Origin of the sequence: Pantoea sp. CCBC3-3-1 (assembly GCF_007981265.1) — a bacterium.
Lineage (GTDB): Bacteria > Pseudomonadota > Gammaproteobacteria > Enterobacterales > Enterobacteriaceae > Erwinia.
This window is the reverse complement of sequence record NZ_CP034363.1, coordinates 4,168,433-4,188,576: the sequence shown is the minus strand read 5'-3', so window position 1 is coordinate 4,188,576 and position 20,144 is coordinate 4,168,433. Positions and strand designations below refer to the sequence as shown.

Annotated in this window: 16 protein-coding genes; 11 read left to right on the top strand and 5 right to left on the bottom strand. The window is 52.6% G+C overall.

The genetic code is table 11. The annotated features are described in order from the left end of the window. Window positions 1-87: 87 nt before the first annotated feature. Complete coding sequence (locus tag EHV07_RS19560) at window positions 88-1,284, top strand: MFS transporter (protein ID WP_147199813.1); 1,197 nt, start codon at window positions 88-90, stop codon at window positions 1,282-1,284. Between the two features lie 55 nt (window positions 1,285-1,339). Here EHV07_RS19560 and EHV07_RS19555 read toward each other — a convergent pair whose 3' ends face one another. Both EHV07_RS19555 and EHV07_RS19550 read right to left on the bottom strand, forming a co-directional pair. Next, window positions 1,340-2,557, bottom strand: a complete 1,218-nt coding sequence (locus EHV07_RS19555) for an MFS transporter (protein WP_147199812.1) — start codon at window positions 2,555-2,557, stop codon at window positions 1,340-1,342. 280 nt (window positions 2,558-2,837) lie between these two features. Next, on the bottom strand, window positions 2,838-3,119 hold the full coding sequence (locus EHV07_RS19550; RefSeq protein WP_147199811.1) for a SelT/SelW/SelH family protein: 282 nt from the start codon (window positions 3,117-3,119) through the stop codon (window positions 2,838-2,840). Window positions 3,120-3,356: 237 nt separating this feature from the next. Here EHV07_RS19550 and EHV07_RS19545 point away from each other — a divergent pair, with 237 nt between their 5' ends. From EHV07_RS19545 to EHV07_RS19525, 5 genes are read left to right on the top strand one after another with little or no spacing between them, the layout of a single operon-like run. Then, complete coding sequence (locus EHV07_RS19545) at window positions 3,357-5,747, top strand: TonB-dependent receptor domain-containing protein (RefSeq protein ID WP_147199810.1); 2,391 nt, start codon at window positions 3,357-3,359, stop codon at window positions 5,745-5,747. 58 nt (window positions 5,748-5,805) lie between these two features. Then, window positions 5,806-6,834 (top strand): hemin-degrading factor, encoded by a 1,029-nt coding sequence (locus EHV07_RS19540; RefSeq protein ID WP_147199809.1) that lies wholly within the window; start codon window positions 5,806-5,808, stop codon window positions 6,832-6,834. Next, entirely contained in the window at window positions 6,831-7,658 is an 828-nt protein-coding gene (locus EHV07_RS19535; protein ID WP_147199808.1) for a hemin ABC transporter substrate-binding protein, read from the top strand. The genes EHV07_RS19540 and EHV07_RS19535 overlap by 4 nt, the downstream gene beginning before the upstream one ends. A gap of 32 nt (window positions 7,659-7,690) precedes the next feature. Beyond that, the gene (locus tag EHV07_RS19530; protein WP_371419704.1) at window positions 7,691-8,656 is read left to right on the top strand and encodes a FecCD family ABC transporter permease; all 966 of its coding nucleotides are present in this window, start codon (window positions 7,691-7,693) and stop codon (window positions 8,654-8,656) included. Beyond that, entirely contained in the window at window positions 8,649-9,422 is a 774-nt protein-coding gene (locus EHV07_RS19525) for a heme ABC transporter ATP-binding protein (RefSeq protein ID WP_147199806.1), read from the top strand. Before EHV07_RS19530 ends, EHV07_RS19525 begins: the two co-directional genes overlap by 8 nt. Before the next feature lie 95 nt (window positions 9,423-9,517). Here EHV07_RS19525 and mrdA read toward each other — a convergent pair whose 3' ends face one another. Further along, the gene (gene mrdA, locus EHV07_RS19520; RefSeq protein ID WP_147199805.1) at window positions 9,518-11,413 is read right to left on the bottom strand and encodes a penicillin-binding protein 2; all 1,896 of its coding nucleotides are present in this window, start codon (window positions 11,411-11,413) and stop codon (window positions 9,518-9,520) included. A gap of 632 nt (window positions 11,414-12,045) precedes the next feature. Here mrdA and EHV07_RS19515 point away from each other — a divergent pair. From EHV07_RS19515 to EHV07_RS19495, 5 genes are all read left to right on the top strand, one after another. Continuing rightward, window positions 12,046-12,603, top strand: coding sequence for a fimbrial protein (locus tag EHV07_RS19515; RefSeq protein WP_147199804.1), 558 nt, complete (start codon window positions 12,046-12,048; stop codon window positions 12,601-12,603). A 53-nt stretch (window positions 12,604-12,656) separates the two neighbouring features. Further along, window positions 12,657-13,355, top strand: coding sequence for a molecular chaperone (locus EHV07_RS19510; RefSeq protein ID WP_147199803.1), 699 nt, complete (start codon window positions 12,657-12,659; stop codon window positions 13,353-13,355). A 13-nt stretch (window positions 13,356-13,368) separates the two neighbouring features. Then, window positions 13,369-15,927: a fimbria/pilus outer membrane usher protein gene (locus EHV07_RS19505; RefSeq protein ID WP_168199652.1), complete on the top strand. Its 2,559-nt coding sequence runs from the start codon at window positions 13,369-13,371 to the stop codon at window positions 15,925-15,927. A 4-nt stretch (window positions 15,928-15,931) separates the two neighbouring features. Continuing rightward, complete coding sequence (locus tag EHV07_RS19500) at window positions 15,932-16,936, top strand: fimbrial protein (RefSeq protein WP_168199651.1); 1,005 nt, start codon at window positions 15,932-15,934, stop codon at window positions 16,934-16,936. Window positions 16,937-17,138: 202 nt separating this feature from the next. After that, a complete protein-coding gene (locus tag EHV07_RS19495; protein WP_147199800.1) occupies window positions 17,139-18,239 on the top strand; it encodes an NADH:flavin oxidoreductase/NADH oxidase in 1,101 nt (366 codons plus the stop codon). A gap of 41 nt (window positions 18,240-18,280) precedes the next feature. Here the strand turns inward: EHV07_RS19495 and EHV07_RS19490 are convergent, their stop codons facing one another. Both EHV07_RS19490 and EHV07_RS19485 read right to left on the bottom strand, forming a co-directional pair. Continuing rightward, window positions 18,281-18,931: a LuxR C-terminal-related transcriptional regulator gene (locus EHV07_RS19490; protein WP_147199799.1), complete on the bottom strand. Its 651-nt coding sequence runs from the start codon at window positions 18,929-18,931 to the stop codon at window positions 18,281-18,283. A 57-nt stretch (window positions 18,932-18,988) separates the two neighbouring features. Next, entirely contained in the window at window positions 18,989-20,140 is a 1,152-nt protein-coding gene (locus EHV07_RS19485) for a fimbrial protein (RefSeq protein ID WP_147199798.1), read from the bottom strand. Window positions 20,141-20,144 lie beyond the last annotated feature (4 nt).

Sequence of the window (20,144 nt, the reverse complement as noted above, 5' to 3'; positions counted from 1 at the left end):
ATCAATAATCACGGATTTTACATCATAGACCATCCGGGTCGAGCCTTTTACGCTTAGGCTATTATTTTCATGTCACGAGAGATTTTTATGAGCACAGCACAACAGGCCGGTACGGCACAGGAAAAGCCCCTGTGGGGCGCAGTTTTTTCGATGGCGCTTGGCGTGTTTGGACTGGTGACGGCGGAGTTTCTGCCCGCCAGCCTGCTGACGCCGATGGCAGCGAGTCTGGGTGTTACCGAAGGCGTAACCGGGCAGTCCGTTACCGTTACCGCTGTTTTTGCCCTGTTAACCAGCTTTTTTAGCGCATCGGTCACCAGCCGCTTTGACCGACGTTGGGTGATGCTGACGTTTTCAGTAATGCTTATCGTCTCTAACCTGCTGGTGGCTTTCGCGCCAAATCTGACCTTTATCCTGGCGGGCCGCGTTCTGCTGGGCATCGCGATTGGCGGCTTCTGGACGCTGGCTCCGGCCACCGCGATGCGTTTAGTGCCGGAAGCGATGATCCCGCGCGCGCTGTCGATTGTTTTTAGCGGCGTCTCGGTCGCAACAATCGTTGCCGCGCCGGTGGGCAGCTATTTCGGACATCTGATTGGCTGGCGTAACGTTTTTATCGCGGCGGCGGCCTGCGGTCTGCTGGCGCTGATTTGGCAGACGATTGCCTTACCTAAAATGCAGCCAGGGCAGGCAGGCGCAGGTAATTCGATGCTCTCGCTGGTAAAGAGGCCCGGCATGCAGACGGCGCTGCTGGCGATTATCCTGCTGTTTTCCGGACACTTTGCCTTCTTTACCTATCTGCGGCCGTTCCTGGAAAGCGTGACGGGCGTCGGCGTCAACGGCCTCTCCGTCATTCTGCTCGGCTTTGGCGTGGCGAACTTTGCCGGAACGCTGATTGCGGGTGTGCTGTTGGAGCGTAACCTGAACCGGACGCTTATCGGCATGCCGCTGGCAATGGGGTTGCTGGGCGTGGCGCTGGTCGGACTGGGATCGGCACCGGTGATGGATGCGGTACTTATCGCGCTGTGGGGCATGGCTTTTGGCGCTGTTCCGGTCGGCTGGTCAACGTGGATCACCCGCACCATGCCGGAAGAAGCGGAAAGCGGCGGTGGACTGCTGGTAGCGACTATTCAGCTGGCAATCACTATTGGCGCTGCGGCTGGCGGTATGATCTTTAACGTCACCGGGGCGAAAGGCGTCTTTATGGGCAGCGCAGCGGCATTGCTGCTGGCGACGCTGACGATTTGTATGGCGCTACGGGTCAGGCTTCCCGCGCGCGATAACATCTGAAAAAGGTCGTCTGAAAAAACGTTATCAGGCCGGGCGCATTGCCCGGCCGTGTTCATCAAATCAAATCGGTGGAACTGACGTCGGTATTTTTACGGTCGGCCACTTCTTTCAGCAGCGCCACAATAAAGATCACCATACCCAGCACCGGCAAAATTGCGCCATAGGTCGCGGTCTGCGTCATCGGATAACCCTGCTGCACGACATAAGCCCCCAGGAAAGCGCCCAGCGCGTTGGCGATGTTAAATGCCGAATGGTTTAGCGTTGCCGCCAGCGTTTGCGCTTTTCCGGCTACCTGCATCAGACGAACCTGAAGCGGCGCGCACAGCGCCAGGTTAGTGCCAATCAGGAAAGCGCCTAACAGCAGGCCAGCCAGCGACGTCACCATCAATGGGAAGAGGGTCAGCACCACCACGCTCCAGGCCAGAATGCAGAAAATCGACAGCATGATTTTGCCATCGGCCAGCTTGCCGCCCGCCAGATTGCCCAGCACCATCCCCAAACCAAAAGCAAACAGCACAACCGGCAGCCAGAGGGTCGACAGGTGGGCAGCTAAGGTCAGAATGGGGGTGATATAGCTGATCACCGCGAACATTCCGCCAAAACCAATTGCCGCAATACCCAGCGTTAACCAGATACGGATATTAGCCAGGCCGCGGATCTCTTTCAGCGGCGAGCTTTGAGCTTCTTCACGCTGCATTGGGAAAAGTTTGAAGATTAACAACGCATCAATCAACGACAGCAGCGAAACGCAGGCGAAAGCCCAACGCCAGTCAAGATGTTCCCCCAGCAACGTTGCAGCCGGATTGCCCAGCAGCGAGGCCAGCGTCAGACCAAGCATCACTTTTCCTACGGCCTGGCCGCGACGATTTTCATCCACTAAAGAGGCCGCCGCCAGTGCTGCCACGCCCAGGAAGGCGCCATGCGGTAAGCCGCTCAGAAAACGCGAAACCACCAGCGCGTGCGCCGTTTCAGCCAGCATGCTGCTGATATTGCCCAGTAGAAACAGGGTGATAAAGATCATCAGCTGATGCTTACGCTGTAAACGAGCGGTGCTGAGTGAGAACAGCGGAGCGCCAATAACCACGCCAAGCGCATAGTAACTGATGAATTTGCTGCCTTCGGCCAGGCTGACGTTCATGGCCGAAGAGACCTGCGGCAACAGGCCCATAATAACGAACTCGCTCAAACCAATGGCGAAAGCGCCCAGCGCGAGAGAAAACAACAGTGGCCCGATAGCGCGAGCCTCAGGAGGTGTTGGACTTACAGTATTCATAATAAAAAGATGCACTTAAATTTAGCGATGTATGCAGGAACCTGAGCACAGCATGTGACAGGGGCGCAGGTCTTCAGGCAGGGAAGGTAAGGGGAAAGCGTATTGTTATCGGCCTTCTGGCTCTTGTTAACGTCGCCAGAGCCTGAGCTTTGGCGACGCAGAGTCTACAGCGAAGCGGCAGGGAGACACAAGTTTAGGGTGATCTTCGTCACATTTCAGTCCCGCTGTAACCCTGTAACGAGGCGCTTATCCTTCCTTATTTTGTTATTAAATCAGGTAATTACGCTTTATCAATATGCCCTAAATCCCGCTCGGGAAAACAGACATTCCGCACCCGCTGCTTTAACTCTTTCACTTCCGGAAAACCGCCATCGGTTTTTCGATCCCAAATCAGGTGTCCATCGATGGCGATCTGATAGATACCACCGGTGCCCGGGATCAGCGAGACCGAAGCCAGATCGGTACTGAAAGTGTGCAGCAGTTCCTGCGCCATCCAGCCTGCGCGCAGCAGCCAGTTACATTGAGAACAGTAGTGAATAGTGATAGCTGGAGAGGTTTTCATTGATTCAGGCTCGTGAAAAAAACAGACGGTCATCATCTGGCGGTCGTTACGGGCTGTCAACCCGGCCACTTTTTTAACATTGTGAATTAATTGTGGAGATGATTGCTAACTGAAATCAATATGATTATCATTCGCATTTGTATTTACCGTCAAGGATCGACAGCGATAATGTGCAGTGGGCACACCTGCGGCAGCAATGAATGAGTCGATACTAATAATGAATAAAGGCTTACCCAAATGTGTAAAAAATTAATTTCTCAGGGAATTATCCAAAAATCCGTGCTGTTCAGCACGCTGGTGACTTCCGGCTTTGCCGTCGGTGCTGATAATCAGAGCGATAAGATTACCGCTGCGACCTCTTCTGAAACGCTGACGATTGCCGCAAAAAAGCAGGCCCGCGAGCCGGTGATGGTGGTTACCGCGCCGCAGCCTGAAAAAGAGGCCGGTACGAAAACGACAATCACGGCTGAGGAGATGCAAAAAAAAGGTGCCAACGATTTTGGTTCAATAATGCGTTACGAACCGCTGATTAGTGCCACCGGCGTCAGCGGGGGATCGTCGGCGGGCAAAAGCGGCTTCGATCGCAGTGGCTATACCGGCTATAACATTCGCGGTCTTGAAAGCAACCGCGTCGGGCTGGATGTCGATGGCATTCCTCAACCGGAAGCGACCGGGCGCAGCTACGTCAGTCGCGCCGGGCTGAATACCTTCGGCATCGGCCGTGACTATATAGACCCTTATATCTACGGGCAGGTGGATATTGAATCGGGCGCAACCTCAACCGCCAAAGCCAATAACGCTATCGGCGGCGCGGTGTCGTTTTTGCCCAAATCTGCTGATGATTACCTCTCGCCTTATAAAACGACCTACTTCGGCTATCAGTCAGATTACGACTCCTCTAACCGCAGCTGGCACAACGGCATTACCGCAGCAGCAGGTGACGAAACCCTGCGCGGCGTCTTTGTTTACAGTCGCCGCGACGGTCAGGAAACGCGTAATAACAGCGGAACGCAAGAGGCTTATCCGGCGAACTGGCATTCCAATGCGCTAATGGCTTCCGGCATCTGGCAGCCCAACGATGAGCACAAACTGACGGGCACCCTCGACTATTACGACAAAACGAACCATACCCACTACGACTCATGGAACGATGGCGGCAGTGCCATTTGGGGGACCGCGCAGCAGCAGAGCAATACACGCCGCTGGGGCGTTAGCCTGAAGGATGAGTGGACGCCCGCAAACGCCTTTATCGACAGCCTGACATCGCGCCTTTATTACCAGCAAACGCAGGCGCACGATAATACTTATATGCCTTCCAGCGCGACGGCGATGCAGCGCGTCTATTCCGATTATGATGTCGATACCTATGGCTTTGAAACGCAGCTGGCGAAAACGTTGGGGCGTCACGATCTGAGCGGCGGTCTGAACGGCAGCATCAATGAGACCAAACGCCCGTTCCGTCAGGTGCCACCCGCCAGCCAGTACAGTGTGATTATGCCGCCGCAGGCCGACAGCCGTAGCTATACGCTGGGCGGATTCGTGCAGGATAAAATCCATTTCGATCTCGACGGCCACGACTTCAGCGTGGTGCCGGGCGTGCGTATCGCGCATCAAAGTATCAAACCGCAAAATCTTGGCAGCCTCACCACGGGCAGTTCAGTATTGACCGAATCCCAGCTGGAAACGCTGTATGGCAAAGAGAACGCCGATACGCAGGTTCTGCCGTCGCTGAGCGTTAACTATGATATTACGCCCGGGCTGATGACTTACGTGATGTACAAGCGCGGCGCACAGTTCCCGAACGCCAGCCAGCTGTATGGGTCCTGGAATCTTGGCGCAAGCTACGCGGGATCGGCGCAATATGCGCTGATCGGCAATACCGCGCTGAAAACCGAGACCAGCAATAATTTCGAGTGGGGTTTGAAAGGCCACGTGATGGAAGGCGTGACCGTCAATGCGGCCATGTTCTACAACACTTACGACAACTTTATTGCCTACACTCGCTATAGTCGTTCCCGTAATCCATCGATGTTCGGCAACGTGCCCTCGAACATCTACACCATTTATCAGGCAGAAAATCGTGATAAGGCTTTTATCTATGGCGGCCAGCTCAGCACGAAGCTCAACGTCGGCACCTGGTTTGAGCAGGTTAACGGTCTGAGCGCCACCTTCGCGCTGGGCTACAGCGAAGGGAAATCTAAATCCAGCTACGCCGGTGACAGCTACGTCGATCTCGACAGCGTCGCGCCAGTAAAAGCCATTGTCGGCGTGGCCTGGGACGATCCGGCAAAACGCTACGGCGCAGCCGTCACGGCCACCTTCGTGAAAGGTAAGCGCGCTACCAATACCAACCGCGAAAGCTACAGCAACAGCGGCACGGCACTGACCGATTCAACGTCTGAGTATATGCGCGTGCCGGGCTACGGTATGGTAGATATGACCGCTTACTGGCAGGTGGCTAAAAATGTCAAATTCAACGGTGGTATCTATAACCTGACCGATCGCAAATATTGGGATTACCTCAACAGCCGTAACCAGCTGGAAGCGACCAGCCAGGATGCTTACGAAAAAGCGCTGGCAGTGATGCCGGGCCGAACCTTCCAGCTGGGCGTTAATATCGACTTTTGATTGTTTGTAAAATAACACTTGCCCTGCGCTGAACGCAGGGCTTTATGGAGAGCAAGTGATGAATCTTTACCAACGTTATCAGCAAGCTAAAGCAGGAAATCCGAAAATGTATGCGCGCGATCTGGCAGGTTTGCTGGGCGTCAGCGAAGGCCAACTGACCCATGCGCGCGTAGGCCAGGATGCGGTGGCGCTAAAGCCGGATTTCAGCGCGTTATTGCCTGCACTGGAGGCCGTCGGTGAAACCAAATCCATTACCCGTAACGCGTTTGCCGTTCATGAACAGGTCGGTCGTTATGAAAATCTGCATCTGGGCGGCCATGCCGGGCTGATCCTTAACCCTCGCGCGCTGGATCAGCGTCTGTTTCCGCACCAGTGGAAAAGCGCTTTTGCCCTGAATGAAGTCACCGGGCGCGGCGAGCGTCAAAGCATTCAAATCTTTGATGCGTATGGCGATGCGATCCTGAAAATTTACGCCACCGCCGCAACGGACAGGGCGGCCTGGCAGGCGCTGATCGACCAATTTACCCTGGCAGACGCGCCCGCGCTTGCGATCGGCAAATCTCAGCCCGTTGCGTTAAATCCGCAGCCGGACGCTGCGCTGATTGAACAGGAGTGGCGTGCAATGACGGACGTTCATCAGTTTTTTGGCCTGCTGAAGCGTCATAACATTTCGCGCCAGCAGGCCTTCAGCGCGGTTGCGGACGATCTGGCGCTGAAGGTCGAAAACAGTGCGCTGAGCGAGCTGCTGTCGATGGCCCACGGTGACGGCAACGAAATCATGATTTTCGTCGGCAACCGTGGCTGCGTGCAGATCTTCACCGGGGTAGTGGAAAAACTGATGCCAATGGAAAACTGGCTAAATATCTTTACGCCAACCTTCACGCTGCATCTGATGGAAAACGGCATTGCGGAAAGCTGGATCACCCGTAAACCGACCGCGGACGGCTTCGTAACCAGTCTTGAACTGTTTGCCGCAGACGGCACGCAAATCGTGCAGCTTTATGGACAACGCAGCGAAGGGATGCCGGAGCAGGCTCGCTGGCGCGAGCAGATGGCGCAGTTGACCGGTGTTGGAGCGCCAGTATGAAAACAGGCTTGAGTGCGCTACTGCTGCTGCTGACGCTGCCTTTCTCGCTCATGGCGGAAGAGAGAGTGGTGTCGATTGGCGGCGATATCACTGAAATTATCTATGCGCTGGATGCTCAGCAAACGCTGGTGGCGCGTGACAGCACCAGCCAACAGCCTGCGCTGGCGCTAAAACTGCCGGATGTGGGCTATATGCGGCAGCTAAATGCGGAAGGCATTTTGTCGATGAAGCCGACGCTGGTGATTGCCAGTGAACTGGCGAAGCCGTCGCTCGCGTTGCAGCAGGTGTCACAGGCCGGGGTGAAAGTGGTGATGGTCACCGGCACGCCCTCGTTGCATGCTATCCATGAAAAAATCGCTACTGTCGCGAAAGCCCTTAACCGGCCGGAGCAGGGCAGGGAGCTGGAAGCTAAAGTGGACAGGCAGCTGGCTGGCGTGACGGGAAAGCCGCTGCCGGTGAAAGTGTTATATATCCTTAATCACAGCGGCATGAAGACCATGGCGGCGGGAACGCAAACGGCGGCGGATGGGGCGATTCAGGCCGCAGGTTTGATCAATGCGATGGGCGCGATCCCCCATTATCAGCCGCTGACCCAGGAAGGCATTGTGGCGAGCGCGCCTCAGCTGGTGGTCATTGGAAAAGAAGGGCTGCAGGCGATGGGCGACGATGCCGCGATCTGGTCGCTGCCCGGTCTGGCACTGACGCCGGCAGGGAAGCATCACAACCTGCTGGTGGTGGACGAAATGGCGTTGCTCGGTTTCGGCCTGAAAACGCCTGAAGCCGTGGCGAAACTGCGTAAAGCGGCGGAAGCGATAGCCGAATGAAAGTTGTCAATCTGCGGCGGACGCTGCTGATTATGTTGGGGATAACGCTCGTGATGGTGCTGTTGTCCGCCAATATCGGCGCGATGCATCTTTCGTTGCCCATGGTCTGGCATTCCTCTGCGGACAGTCTTATCTGGCAGATCTGGTGGAATATCCGGCTGCCGCGGGTGCTGCTTGCGGTACTGGTAGGCGCTGCGCTGGCGCTTTCGGGCGCGGTTATGCAGGGGCTGTTCCGTAATCCGCTGGCCGATCCCGGCCTGCTGGGCATCAGCAGTGGCGCTTCGCTGATGCTGGCGTTGTCGGTGGTGTTGCCGGTAACGCTGCCTGCCGCACTGGCGCTGTGGCTGCCGACGCTGGCGGCTTTTATCGGCAGCCTGGCCGTTACCCTGGTTATCTTTTTACTTAGCCGTCGCGGCAGTACTACGCTCTCAAAACTGCTGCTGGCGGGTATCGCAATTAATGCGATCTGCGGTGCGGCGGTCGGCATCCTCTCGTGGATCGGCAATGACCAGCAGTTACGTCAGCTTTCGCTGTGGGGGATGGGTTCGCTGGGGCAGGCGCAGTGGTCGACGGTATTGGTTTGTGCTGCACTGATTTTGCCCGCAATGCTGGCCACACAGTGGCAGGCGCGACGGCTTAATCTGCTACAGCTGGGTGATGAAGAAGCGCACTATTTGGGCGTTGACGTTCTGCGTACGCAGCGCATTCTGCTGGTACTCAGCGCACTGATGGTCGCGGCTGCGGTTGCTGTCAGTGGCGTTATTGGCTTTGTGGGATTGGTGGTGCCGCACCTGATCAGACTCTGCACGGGCGGCGATCACCGCTGGCTCCTGCCATTTTCCACGCTGCTGGGTGCTATCCTGCTGTTGGTGGCGGATACTCTGGCACGAACGCTGGTGTCGCCAGCAGAAATGCCGGTAGGGTTACTGACCAGCATGCTGGGTGCGCCGTGGTTTTTATGGCTCATTTTAGGCCGCCGGGAAAGCCAGTATGAATAATACCTTACAGGCCGTCGCGGCTTCATATCGTCTCGGCCAGCGACTGCTGATCGATCGGGTTTCAGTGTCGTTGCAGCCCGGTGAAATGGTGTCGCTGATTGGGCCAAACGGCGCGGGAAAATCAACCTTATTGCGCATGCTGGCCGGGTTTTTATCGCCCAGCGAAGGACATTGCCTGCTGGAGGAACGAGCGACAGAGCGCTGGCCGCGCGATTTACTGGCGCAAAAACGCGCGGTAATGCGCCAGCAAAGCCACGTCGAGTTTCCGCTAACCGTGCGGGAAGTGGTGACGATGGGACGTTCGCCGTGGCCGGGCAGAGCGAAACCCTCGATGATTGACGACGTAATGCAGCTGACCGGGAGCGACGTGTTGGCAAACCGTGACTATCGACAGCTTTCGGGGGGCGAGCAACAGCGCGTTCAGCTGGCGCGGGCGCTGACTCAGCTCTGGCATGACGACGGGCCGCAAGGCTGGCTGTTTCTCGATGAGCCGACCTCGGCGCTGGATCTTTATTACCAGCAGCATGCGCTGCGGTTGCTGCATCAGCTGACCCGAAAAGGGCAGCTTACGGTGTGCTGTGTGCTTCACGATCTGAATCTGGCCGCGCTCTGGTCAGACAGAATGCTGCTGTTGCATCAGGGTTGCCTGGTGGCCAGCGGCACGCCGCAAACGGTGATGACCGAAGAGACACTAACTCGCTGGTATCAGGCCGAGCTGCATGTTCATCATCACGGTGACGTGCCGCAAATTATTTTGCAGCGTTAAGCGACAGATACTGTGCCGGTGGCTCAACGGAGCAAATGTCCTCACATATTGGGTAAGCAGAAAATAGCAGGCAGAAGCGATCTGCCTGTTTATCACTATTGCGCAGTCAGGTTACTTTGCGGGTCAGCGGTGACCGGCATCGGGGCGACATCCGGCGGCAGGAAAATATGATCCATGATATTTCTCACCAGTGGAGCCGCCGTTACGCCGTTGATACCGCCGTTTTCGAGGATCAGCGCTATCGCCACTTTTGGCTTATCAAACGGCGCAAAAGCGGTATAGAAGATATGGTCGCGCAGGCGAACCGGGATCATCTTCGCGTTATAAATTTGGTTTTGCTTCAGGCCAAATACCTGAGACGTCCCGCTTTTCGCCGCAATGCCATAAGGCGCCGTATGGAAATATTTATAACCGGTACCGTTAGGCGCATTCGCCATACCAAACATGGCCCGGCGTACCAGCCCCCAGTAAGGCGAATTCGCGTCGCCGATTTGCTGCTGGGGCAGGGTTGGCTGCCAGGGCGTCACGCTTTTGCCCTGTTTCTCTTCGTACATAAGATGCGGCTGAACCACGTGACCGTTGTTGATCAGCGTCGACATCGCCTTCACCATCTGGATTGGCGTCGCGATCCAGTAGCCCTGACCAATACCCACCGAGACGGTATCGCCCTGATACCAGCCTTTTTTATGCACTTTTTGCTTCCATTCGCGGCTTGGCAGCAGGCCGTTATACTCTTCGTTCAGATCGATGCCGGTCGATTTACCGTAGCCGAACTGGCTGAGCATGGTGTGAATGCGGTCAATGCCCATCATAAACGCCACCTGATAGAAGAATGTATCTGCCGACTCCTCAATCGCGCGGGTCACATCCAGCATGCCGTGACCCGATTTTTTCCAGTCGCGATATTTGCGTTCTGTGCCCGGCAGCGTCCAGGTGGGCGCACCAAAAAAGGTGGTCTGTGGCGTAATCACGTGGGTGAGTAATGCCGACATTGCCATATAGGGCTTCACGGTAGAAGCGGGCGGATATAACCCCTGCGTCACGCGGTTGATCAGCGGCAGATCTTTATTGCCTAGCAGCTCTTTATACGCCTTATAGCTGATGCCTTTTACAAACGGGTTGGGATCGTAGCTGGGACTGGAAACCATCGCCAGCACTTCACCGGTTTTCGGGTTTTCGATCATCACGGCGGCACGTTGCCCAACCAGCTGCGTTTCAACATACTGCTGAAGGTGTAAATCCAGCGTCAGATAGATATTTTTTCCGGCAGCCGGCGGCACCTCTTTCAGCACGCGGATTACCCGGCCGTGGTTATCAACTTCCACTTCCTGATAGCCCGTTTTGCCATGCAGCACCGGCTCGTAATAACCTTCGATGCCCTGTTTACCGATGTTATGGTCAGCCGCGTAGTTTTCACCAATGCCAGCTTTATCGAGACGCTTGTAATCGTTATCGTTGATTTTAGAAACGTAACCGACGACATGCGCCAAATCGGGGCCATAAGGATACTGACGATCCTCGTAGCTGTTGATGTCCACGCCGGTGAACTTGAACTGGTTGACGGAAAAACGGGCCACTTCTTCGGCAGAAAGTTCCGTTTTTAGCACCACGGGTTTGTAGCGGCTGGCGGCATGCAGCGCATGCGTAAAGGTTTCGATATCTTCCGGTGAAAGATCGACAATTGGCGTCAGCTCGGCCAACAGCCCTTTCATATCCTGCACTTTGTACGGCAGGACTTCGACATCGTACCAGGTGACGTTTTTGACCAGCGGGATGCCGTTGCGATCGAAAATGATGCCTCGCGTAGGCGCAATGGGGATCATTTTGATGTCGTTCTGGTTAGAACGGGTCTGATAATACTGATTTTGCTCAATTTGCAGGTGATAGAGGTTACAGACAAGAGTGACAAACCCTGCCATTACCATGCCGAAGGCGACCAATGCCCTGCGTACAAACAGCTTTTCTTCTTCTGCAAAATCTCTGAATTTCATTACCGGACAATCGCGACTTTTCGAATTTTCGCGCTCAATAATAGAGATAACCCAGCAAATCACGACCTGAAAGATGCATCTCACGCGGCTAAAGTGTGACATTTATTGAAGATGTAACAAAAAGTGGATAAACAATCACAATTAGCAAAGAAGATGTGACAAGGGTTATTTGTGCAAAAAACAGGCTAAAGGTGAAGGGGGATCGCTTAAGTCCACCTTTTCTTTTGCCGTTTAAGCGAGTTTTCGGGCAGTGGAAAAATAAGCATGATATTTCTTATTTTTTATGAATGATTTACTCAAATTATAAATAGGTTTCGCCGTGCGTTGTATATTTTCCGCGCCTTGCGAAAGGTGACTTACGTTGTAATTATATCGTGTTTGTTCTTTAAATGTATTTTATTGTGAAAGTGACGTTTGCCATTGTTGCATATTTATTTTAAATAATACCTATTTTTGATGTCTATTTGCATTCCTGATATTAATTTATTTTCTGTCATAAATATATTTCCCTGAGGCGTTAATTTTCTTTTTGAATTTGACGCTTTAGGCTCAAAGTTGGTTCGTATTCTTATTGCAAGTTAAAAAATATCTTACTGTATTTTTGTAAATAAAATTTTAAAAGGATTCTGCTTATGTGGATAAAAAAAACATGGGTGTTGGCCATGGCCTTTACTGCCGCTGGAACTTCTCTGACCGCGCAGGCTGTCGATGACGGTACCGTACGTTTTACGGGCACTATCTCTGCTTCTGCCTGTTCAGTGAGCAGCGTAGCGGGATCGGGTGCAACGACCGGTACGGTTGGCTTTGGCTCCGTCAGCAGCGCTAACCTCTCTACCCTGGGCGCCACTACGCTGGCAAGACCCTTTACGATCGAACTAAACCATTGCGCAACCGGTAGCGCGCCTGCCATTACCTTCAACGGGACCGCAGTGACTGAGGCAAACTATACCAGCCTGTTTGCCACCCCAGTACCCGGCGTCGGTATCCGGCTTGAGGATGCCGGCCGCATCGGCACCTTTTACAACCCCGGCGTATCCCTGAGCAATACCGGTCTGGATGCTATTTCCTCTGAAAGCGTGACCAGCGGCACGGGGCGTTTTAATGCCTATCTGGTGGCTTACACCGCAGGAACGCCTGTCGGTGCGATTGATACCGATGTCACCTTTGTTATTGATTACGCCGAGTCGTAATTATTACTCTCTCGCCCTCCGGAGAGAGGGCAAAACTGTCAGGTAAATGGGCAATGAAATTCCCCGGTTTTACGGTTTTTGTATCGCTACTGGCCCTGCTGATGCCGGGCATCAGTCAGGCCGAAGGTTTGACGCTGGGCGCAACCCGCCTTATTTATGAAAGCGGTAAAAAAGAGAGCAGCGTTCCGCTTCGCAACGGGGCTGACAGCGTACCCTGGCTGGTGCAGTCCTGGGTTTCAGATTTTGAACGCAAAAATACTAACGTGCCGTTTATCACCACGCCGCCCTTATTCAAACTGGGACAACAGAGCACTAGTGCAATACGCGTAGTTTATGTCGGATCCGGTGAAAGCAAATTGCCTGACGATCGTGAGAGCGTATTTCTTCTTAACGTCCGTGCGGTGCCTGCCGTACAGAAAGAAGCCAACCCTTCGCGTCTGGTTATCGCCACTCAAAATATTATCAAGCTGATTTACCGGCCCGCAGGCTTAACGGCCCAGGGTGCCGGAGAAGCCGGGCAAAAACTGAAACTGGTGCCCGGGACAAACAGTATCAACGTTGTTAATCCCACCGCCTATGTCGTTACGCTAACGGGCATGAAGGTAAATGAACAGCCCGTGGAACGACCCGGAACGCTGATGCCTTTCTCATCAAAGCAAATCAAGGTTCCCGCAGCACGGGTACGCCACGTCGCCTTCAGCACTATTAATGATTATGGCGGCATTACCTCAGTCAGAGATGAAAAGTTCTGATACCGGAAACCGTATGAAGTGCGACGCTCACACTCTGTTTCGCCAGTCTGATAAATTGTTGCGGGCAGGTTTACTGCCTGGCGGATTGTCAGTTGTCATGCTCGTTATTACGTTATCCGCTCAGGCTGAGCTCTATTTTAATGTCAATGCACTGCATCTGACTGCCGAGCAAAAATCCCAACTGGATCTTGATCTGCTCTCTCGTTTACACAGCCAGATGCCAGGAAAATATCGGGTAAAAATCAGTGTTAATCAGAATCTGGTGCTGGAAGAGACATTAAGTTTTATTAGCTGTAATGAACGGCTTTGCCCGATACTTAACGTTGGCCTACTTAAAAAACTGGGCGTAAAGATCGATGCAATCGCCGCACTGGCAAAACTGCCTGACGATGCGGTCATAAATAATATCAGTGCTGTGATCCCGCAGGCTCACGATGATTTTAATTTTGAGCTGCATACGCTTAACCTGAGTATTCCTCAGGCGGCATTAAATAATCAGCGAAGAGGGGATATTCCATCGCAACGGTGGGAAGAAGGGCTTCCGATGCTGTTTACCTCTTACAGTGTTTCCGGTAGCGAAATGAAAAATCGTTCCCGCTATGCTTCCCACTCGACAAGCTCGCAGTACCTTAATTTACGTAGCGGGGCGAATCTTGGCCCGTGGCGTTTACGTAATTACACGTATTATTCACAAAGCGGTGCCGGTAAAGCAGAGTGGAACAGTATGCAAACCTGGCTGGAAAGGGATATTCGGACTTTGCGTTCGCGCCTGGCCATGGGTGACATATCCAGCCAGGGAATAGCTTTTGACAGCGTAACTTTTCGGGGAATCGCCCTCGCATCACAGGATGAGATGCTGCCTTATAGTCAGCGAGGCTATGCGCCAGAAATTCACGGCGTGGCAATGACTAATGCCTCCGTTGAAGTGCGGCAAAATGGTAATCTTCTGTACCAAACCCTGGTCCCACCGGGCGAATTTATTATTAAGGATCTTTACACGCTGGGTGGCTCGGGCGATTTGGTGATTACCGTCCGTGAAGAAGATGGCTCCGAGCGAACAATGGTTCAGGCCTACGCCACGCCGCCCATTTCTTTGCGCAAAGACCAGATAAAATACGCTTTCAACCTGGGCGAATATGGCAGCCGTAGCGCGGTAAAAGAGGGCGCGATAAACCAGAAGTTTATGCAATCGGAGATGATTTACGGCCTGCTGAATAACACTTCGCTTTATGGTGGCCTGATTGCGGGCGAACATTATTACTCTGTAATGACCGGGATCGGGCAGGGAATGGGAGAATTAGGCGCGGTGTCGCTGGACGTCACTCAGGCACAAACGCACTTCAGCCACGGAGATAAAAAAAACGGACAATCCTGGCGTCTCAAATACAGTAAGCGGCTGGACAGTACCGATACTACGATTACGCTGGCAGGATATCGTTTCGCCACCGATGGTTATTACAATTTTAACGAAGCAAGCGACTACTATAACGATGCGCCGTATGCCTCTCGCTATTCGTTAAAGAATAAGGCTCAGCTCACGCTCAATCAAAATATTGGCGAGCTGGGTTCCCTATCCCTTTCCGCCTGGCAACAAGAATACTGGCACCAGAAAGGCGCAAAAATGCGCGCTTACACCAGTAGCTGGAACAAAAATTTCTCCGGCGTGACGGTATCATTGAGTCAGAGCCACAGTAAAAACAGGCATACGGATAAAGCGGATAACCTGTTTTCAGCCAGCTTCAGCCTGCCGCTGGGCCAGTGGCTCTCCCCTCAGGGCGATCGTTCTTTGCGGATCAGTAACCGTTTCTCTTCCTCCCAACAGGGAGGGGAATCTCTGGCGACAACCTTGTCGGGTTCGGCATTGAGTAATAACGCGCTCTCCTGGTCTGCAATGCAGGCGCGCAGTCAGAGGAAGAACAACGTCGATAACAGCACGGCACTGGCCGCCAGCTGGCAGGGCTCAGCATCGACGGTCAGTCTCGGTTATGCCAATTATTACGGTAAAAACGAAAGGGTAAACTGGGCGGCTCAAGGCGCAATTGTCGCGCATCCTTATGGCGTCACCCTCTCCCGCCAGCTGTCAGAGGGGAACAGCTATGCGCTGGTCCGCGCGCCAGGAGCCGCCGACGTACAGATTTTGAATCATGCCGGGGTAATGACCGATTTCAGGGGATACGCCATTATTCCTTCCCTCACCGCCTATCAGGAAAACGAGGTCAGTCTGGATACCGCCACGCTCGGCGACGAAACGGACTTGACGAATACTGAGCAGAAAAAGGTGCCAACCCGGGAAGCCCTGGTGCTGATGAACTTCAACACTCGTCAGGGACATCGCGTTTTTCTGACAATTAACCATAAAGGTAAGCCGTTACCGTTGGGCGCATTAGTCAGTGCCGGTGAGGTAAGCGGTATCTCAAATGAACGGGGGCAGGTCTACCTGTCAGGCATGCCGGAAAACGTTATTTTAAAGGCCAGCCTGGCTGACGGTGAAATATGTACTGTACCGTTCAACGCGCAACGTGCGGATAAACAAAACGGCATCATTATGGCCGAAATTGAATGCGAGAAATAAAGAAATGCCCATCAAACTTATCGTACTCTTTTTTTTAATTGCCCCCTGGGCTGCTCGCGCCGAGATGAATTGCTCGTCTGATGAGACGGCCTATAATATCAATATTCCTAATATCATGGTTCCTGCTAATTCCCTGCCGGGACATATTCTTGCTATGGCACCGCACAGTGTTCATGTTACCTGCGCGGGTACAGGTAATTTTCAACAAGTTGCTGGCGTTGGAAATGGTGACTGGAGCAGTTCAGGTTTAACAGCGAATGTTGATGGCTTATCTTGTGCGGTGATCGATCAGGGAACCGCAATATCTGCGATGGGGTTAGGTATTGTCTGGACTAATTATAATTCTGCGAGCGGAACATGGGCATGTTTCTCTGGTGTTTTTAATGGTAGTGCCACTGTTAGCCCACAACGAAGGGGGTTGCAATCCAACGGCACGACGACGCTGACTGATAAGTTTTATATTGTCAGAACGAATACGGAACCCGGGTATGGTGAAACGGCATTAATAGACCAGTTAATTTATATTGATGAAGCCGATAGCGATCGCGTTAGCAGAGGCCATCTTTATCAAATTGGCTTTTCGGGCAGTATGTATATTGAGGCTGGAGGGTGTTCAGTTGACAGCGTTATTAACGTAAATATGGGCACCGTTTCCTCAGACAGCTTTAGAAAACAGGGTGATACAGGACCCAACGTCCCCTTCAATTTAACGTTAAAAAACTGTTTTGGTAGCGCAGCAACGGCGTTGGTTTCGCTTGAACCCACCTATGGCTATGCTGATGAAGCTAACGGCGTGATAGCATTAAGCTCTGAGACAGGCTCGGCCCAGGGGATAGGAATACAGTTATTGATGAATGGTATGAAGCCGGATCCCGGCGGCAATAACAAATATCCTTTACAGCCGGGCACCACAAATATCCCTTTTGTTGCCCGTTACTTTCAATATCTTAGCGACATCAAATCCGGTAATGCCGATTCGAGCGTGCTTTTCTATATCACTTATGAATAGCTTATCAGTCAGAAGGTTATCAGGTAAAACGGCCTGCTATTCACTATCGCCGCAGGCATCCGGCAAGCTGTTTTTCTGGCCGCGGAGGAAAGCAAGATGGCCAGATGCGATAACCTTTATCGCATTAACGGCTAACCGTTCCTCGAAGATTCGTGCCAATAATCCCACGTTATTCTGCTGTTAACCTACCAATGAGGTTGTTATGTCCGGACTTTTTTCTCCTTTTACATTGAAAGATGTAACGTTACGTAATCGTATCGCCGTACCGCCAATGTGCCAGTACATGGCCGAGGATGGGGTGAGCAATGACTGGCACCGCGTACATTACAACAGCCTGGCGCGCGGTGGCGCGGGTCTGGTGATTGTGGAAGCGACCGCTGTGGCACCAGAAGGCCGTATCACGCCGGGCTGCCTGGGAATTTGGAATGATGAGCAGGCTGAAAAACTGGCCGTTATCGCGCGTGAAATCAAAGCAGCAGGCGCGGTCCCAGGCATTCAGATCGCTCACGCCGGACGCAAAGCCAGCGCTAACCGTCCATGGGAAGGCGACGACCATATTGCCAGTAGCGATCCTCGTCACTGGGAAACGCTTGCGCCTTCTGCAACGGCTTTTGGTGCGAACCTGCCGCAGGTGCCGCATGAAATGTCGCTGGAAGAGATCGCCCGCGTTCGTCATGATTTTGCCGTAGCGGCTAAACGCGCGCGTGACGCAGGCTTTGAATGGCTGGAGCTGCATTTTGCGCATGGTTATCTGGCGCAAAGCTTTTTCTCTGTTCACGCGAACCAGCGTCAGGATCAGTATGGCGGCAGCCTCGAAGGCCGCAGCCGTTTTCTGCTGGAAACGCTGGCCGCCGTGCGTGAAGCGTGGCCACAAAATCTGCCGCTAACCGCCCGTTTCGGCGTAATCGAATATGATGGCCGTGATGAGGAAACCGTTGAGGAATCGATCTGGCTGACGAAGAAATTCCGTGAAGGGGGCCTGGATCTGCTTAGCGTCAGCGTTGGTTTCTCTACACCAGACGCTAACATCCCATGGGGACCGGCTTTCCTTGCGCCGATTGCTGAACGTGTCCGTCGTGAAGCAGACATTCCGGTGGCTTCTGCCTGGGGCATTGACTCTCCGCCTATTGCCAACGAAACGATTGAAAAAGGTCAGCTGGACGTGGTGATGGTCGGCAAAGCACACCTCGCCAATCCTAACTGGTCATATCAGGCCGCGCTGGCGCTGAAGAAAGAGAAAGCGTCGTGGGTACTGCCTGCGCCTTATGCGCACTGGCTGGATCGTTACCGCGTAAGCGAATAAAACAATTCTGGAGCAGGAGGGCTGAACTCCTGTTCCAGATTTTAATGACAATCTGAAAAATGCCTGAAAACAAACGGCGTGGCAGCAGCAGGTAAGCGGCCCTGCATGCTGAAATTGTTGTTAATGGCGCCTGAAAAAAGGTTTAAAATTTCCTTGTAGCACACCAGCGACATATCATTCATATGCATCATGCCCAGTTTGCGCACGGCATTTTGTTTATGTGAGCTGACCGTTTTAACAGAAATATTTAATTTTTTAGAAATTAAAATAACGGATTTCCCAGAGGAGAGCTCTTTCAGTATCAGCATTTCTTTAAACGATAACTGGCTACAGCGTAAAATTTTATTGTTAACGGGCCCTCTCAGTAAGGGGATGAATTTTTTGAATCCGCTTTTCTTCGATATCAACCAGTAAGGGTAAAAGCCTTTTTTTTCAAACTGTAGGGGGAGATCAATGATAAAGGCTATATTTACGCCGAAGTAACCCAGGCTTTTAGCCATGCCCAGCCTCGAATGACAGCCGGTAAAGTTAACATCGATAATCACCGTATCTTTGGCTGTTAATTTTTCACGCTGAAAAATAGCTGACCAATCTTGATAATTATAGATTTTTAAAGGGATACCATTGGTTCTCAAAAAATGCGCCAGCCCTGCGGTAAAGTAAATGTCATCAGAAATAACATAAATACACATAATTCCCTCTGTGTGAGTTTTTTACTGCCTGATTAAGATGCGTTCATAGGCTTTTTCTCAATAATAATTAATGGTGAAAGTCACTGTTGCATCGGCTCTTCCGGCAGTCACTTCGGATTCCGTTTGTATATATCGGGCAATTAAGGGAAAAGTCCGGCGAGTTAAGGCATCGTCAGCGACCGTGTAATTATTGCCTGAAGAAAAGTTAACAAATTCAGGCGCGGTATCCGTTTCGCTGCCATAGGCAAGCTGAATACCCACTCCCGAAGCGGCATCCGTGCCGGTTTTCAGGCTTAGAATACCGTTTGTGCTATCAATGACGGAAGTATTCGGTGCCAGGGTTAAATTCAACACATTGTTCGTTATGGTCCCGGTTCCGCTGGTGCCATCATCAGAATTAAACGTATTTCTTCCGTCATTCAGGGTGCCATAAAAGCGCGGGCAATCGGTTAATATAACGGATGCATCTTTCCATTCGGTATAGCTACCGACTTTCGTAAAGGTGCGCGGTATTTCATAAGGGCCCATTTCCACCACGACATCTGGTGTTGTACAGGTTCGGGAAACAATGTTTATGGCGCCCGAAAAAGAGAGGCTGCCAAGGTAAAGCGGAGAGATGTTCTGAGCCTCAAAATTATATACGACCGTAGGAAGCTGGAGACCGCTAATGGTTCCGGGAGTAATTACACCGGTTTTGATGAGCACAACATCAAACTCAAACCCGCCCTGAGCTACCCAACTCGCGGAATCAGTGGTTTTTTCTTCTTGCCACGCCTGATAGGTAAAAGGGACGGTATATCTGTCTACTGCCCGGTTATAAGTATATATCGCAATACCGACTCCCGGGACGCCAGTCTCATAAACTTTCCCTCCAAAGGGAGAGCCTGACCAGTCTGAAATCCCATTGGGAATGATACTGTAGCTCCAGCTTATCGTCGGTTGATAGCTGGTGCTGTTCCCCGTACAGTTAATTGTTGTTGCACGGGACGGCTTAAAATACTGGCGATATATTATCGTGCCGTTGCTAACGTCCGGCCCGACGGTAAGATTAAGACTTTGTAAGGGCATCGTAAAATCCATTACGCCATTACCCTCACTCAGGCTACAACTGAAGGCGGAAGCCTGGGGAGAATAGACCAGGGCCAGACTCAACGCAGCCAGCCCAATGGCCGTTATCCCGAATTTTTGTAAAACGTTTAATTGCATCATTCTC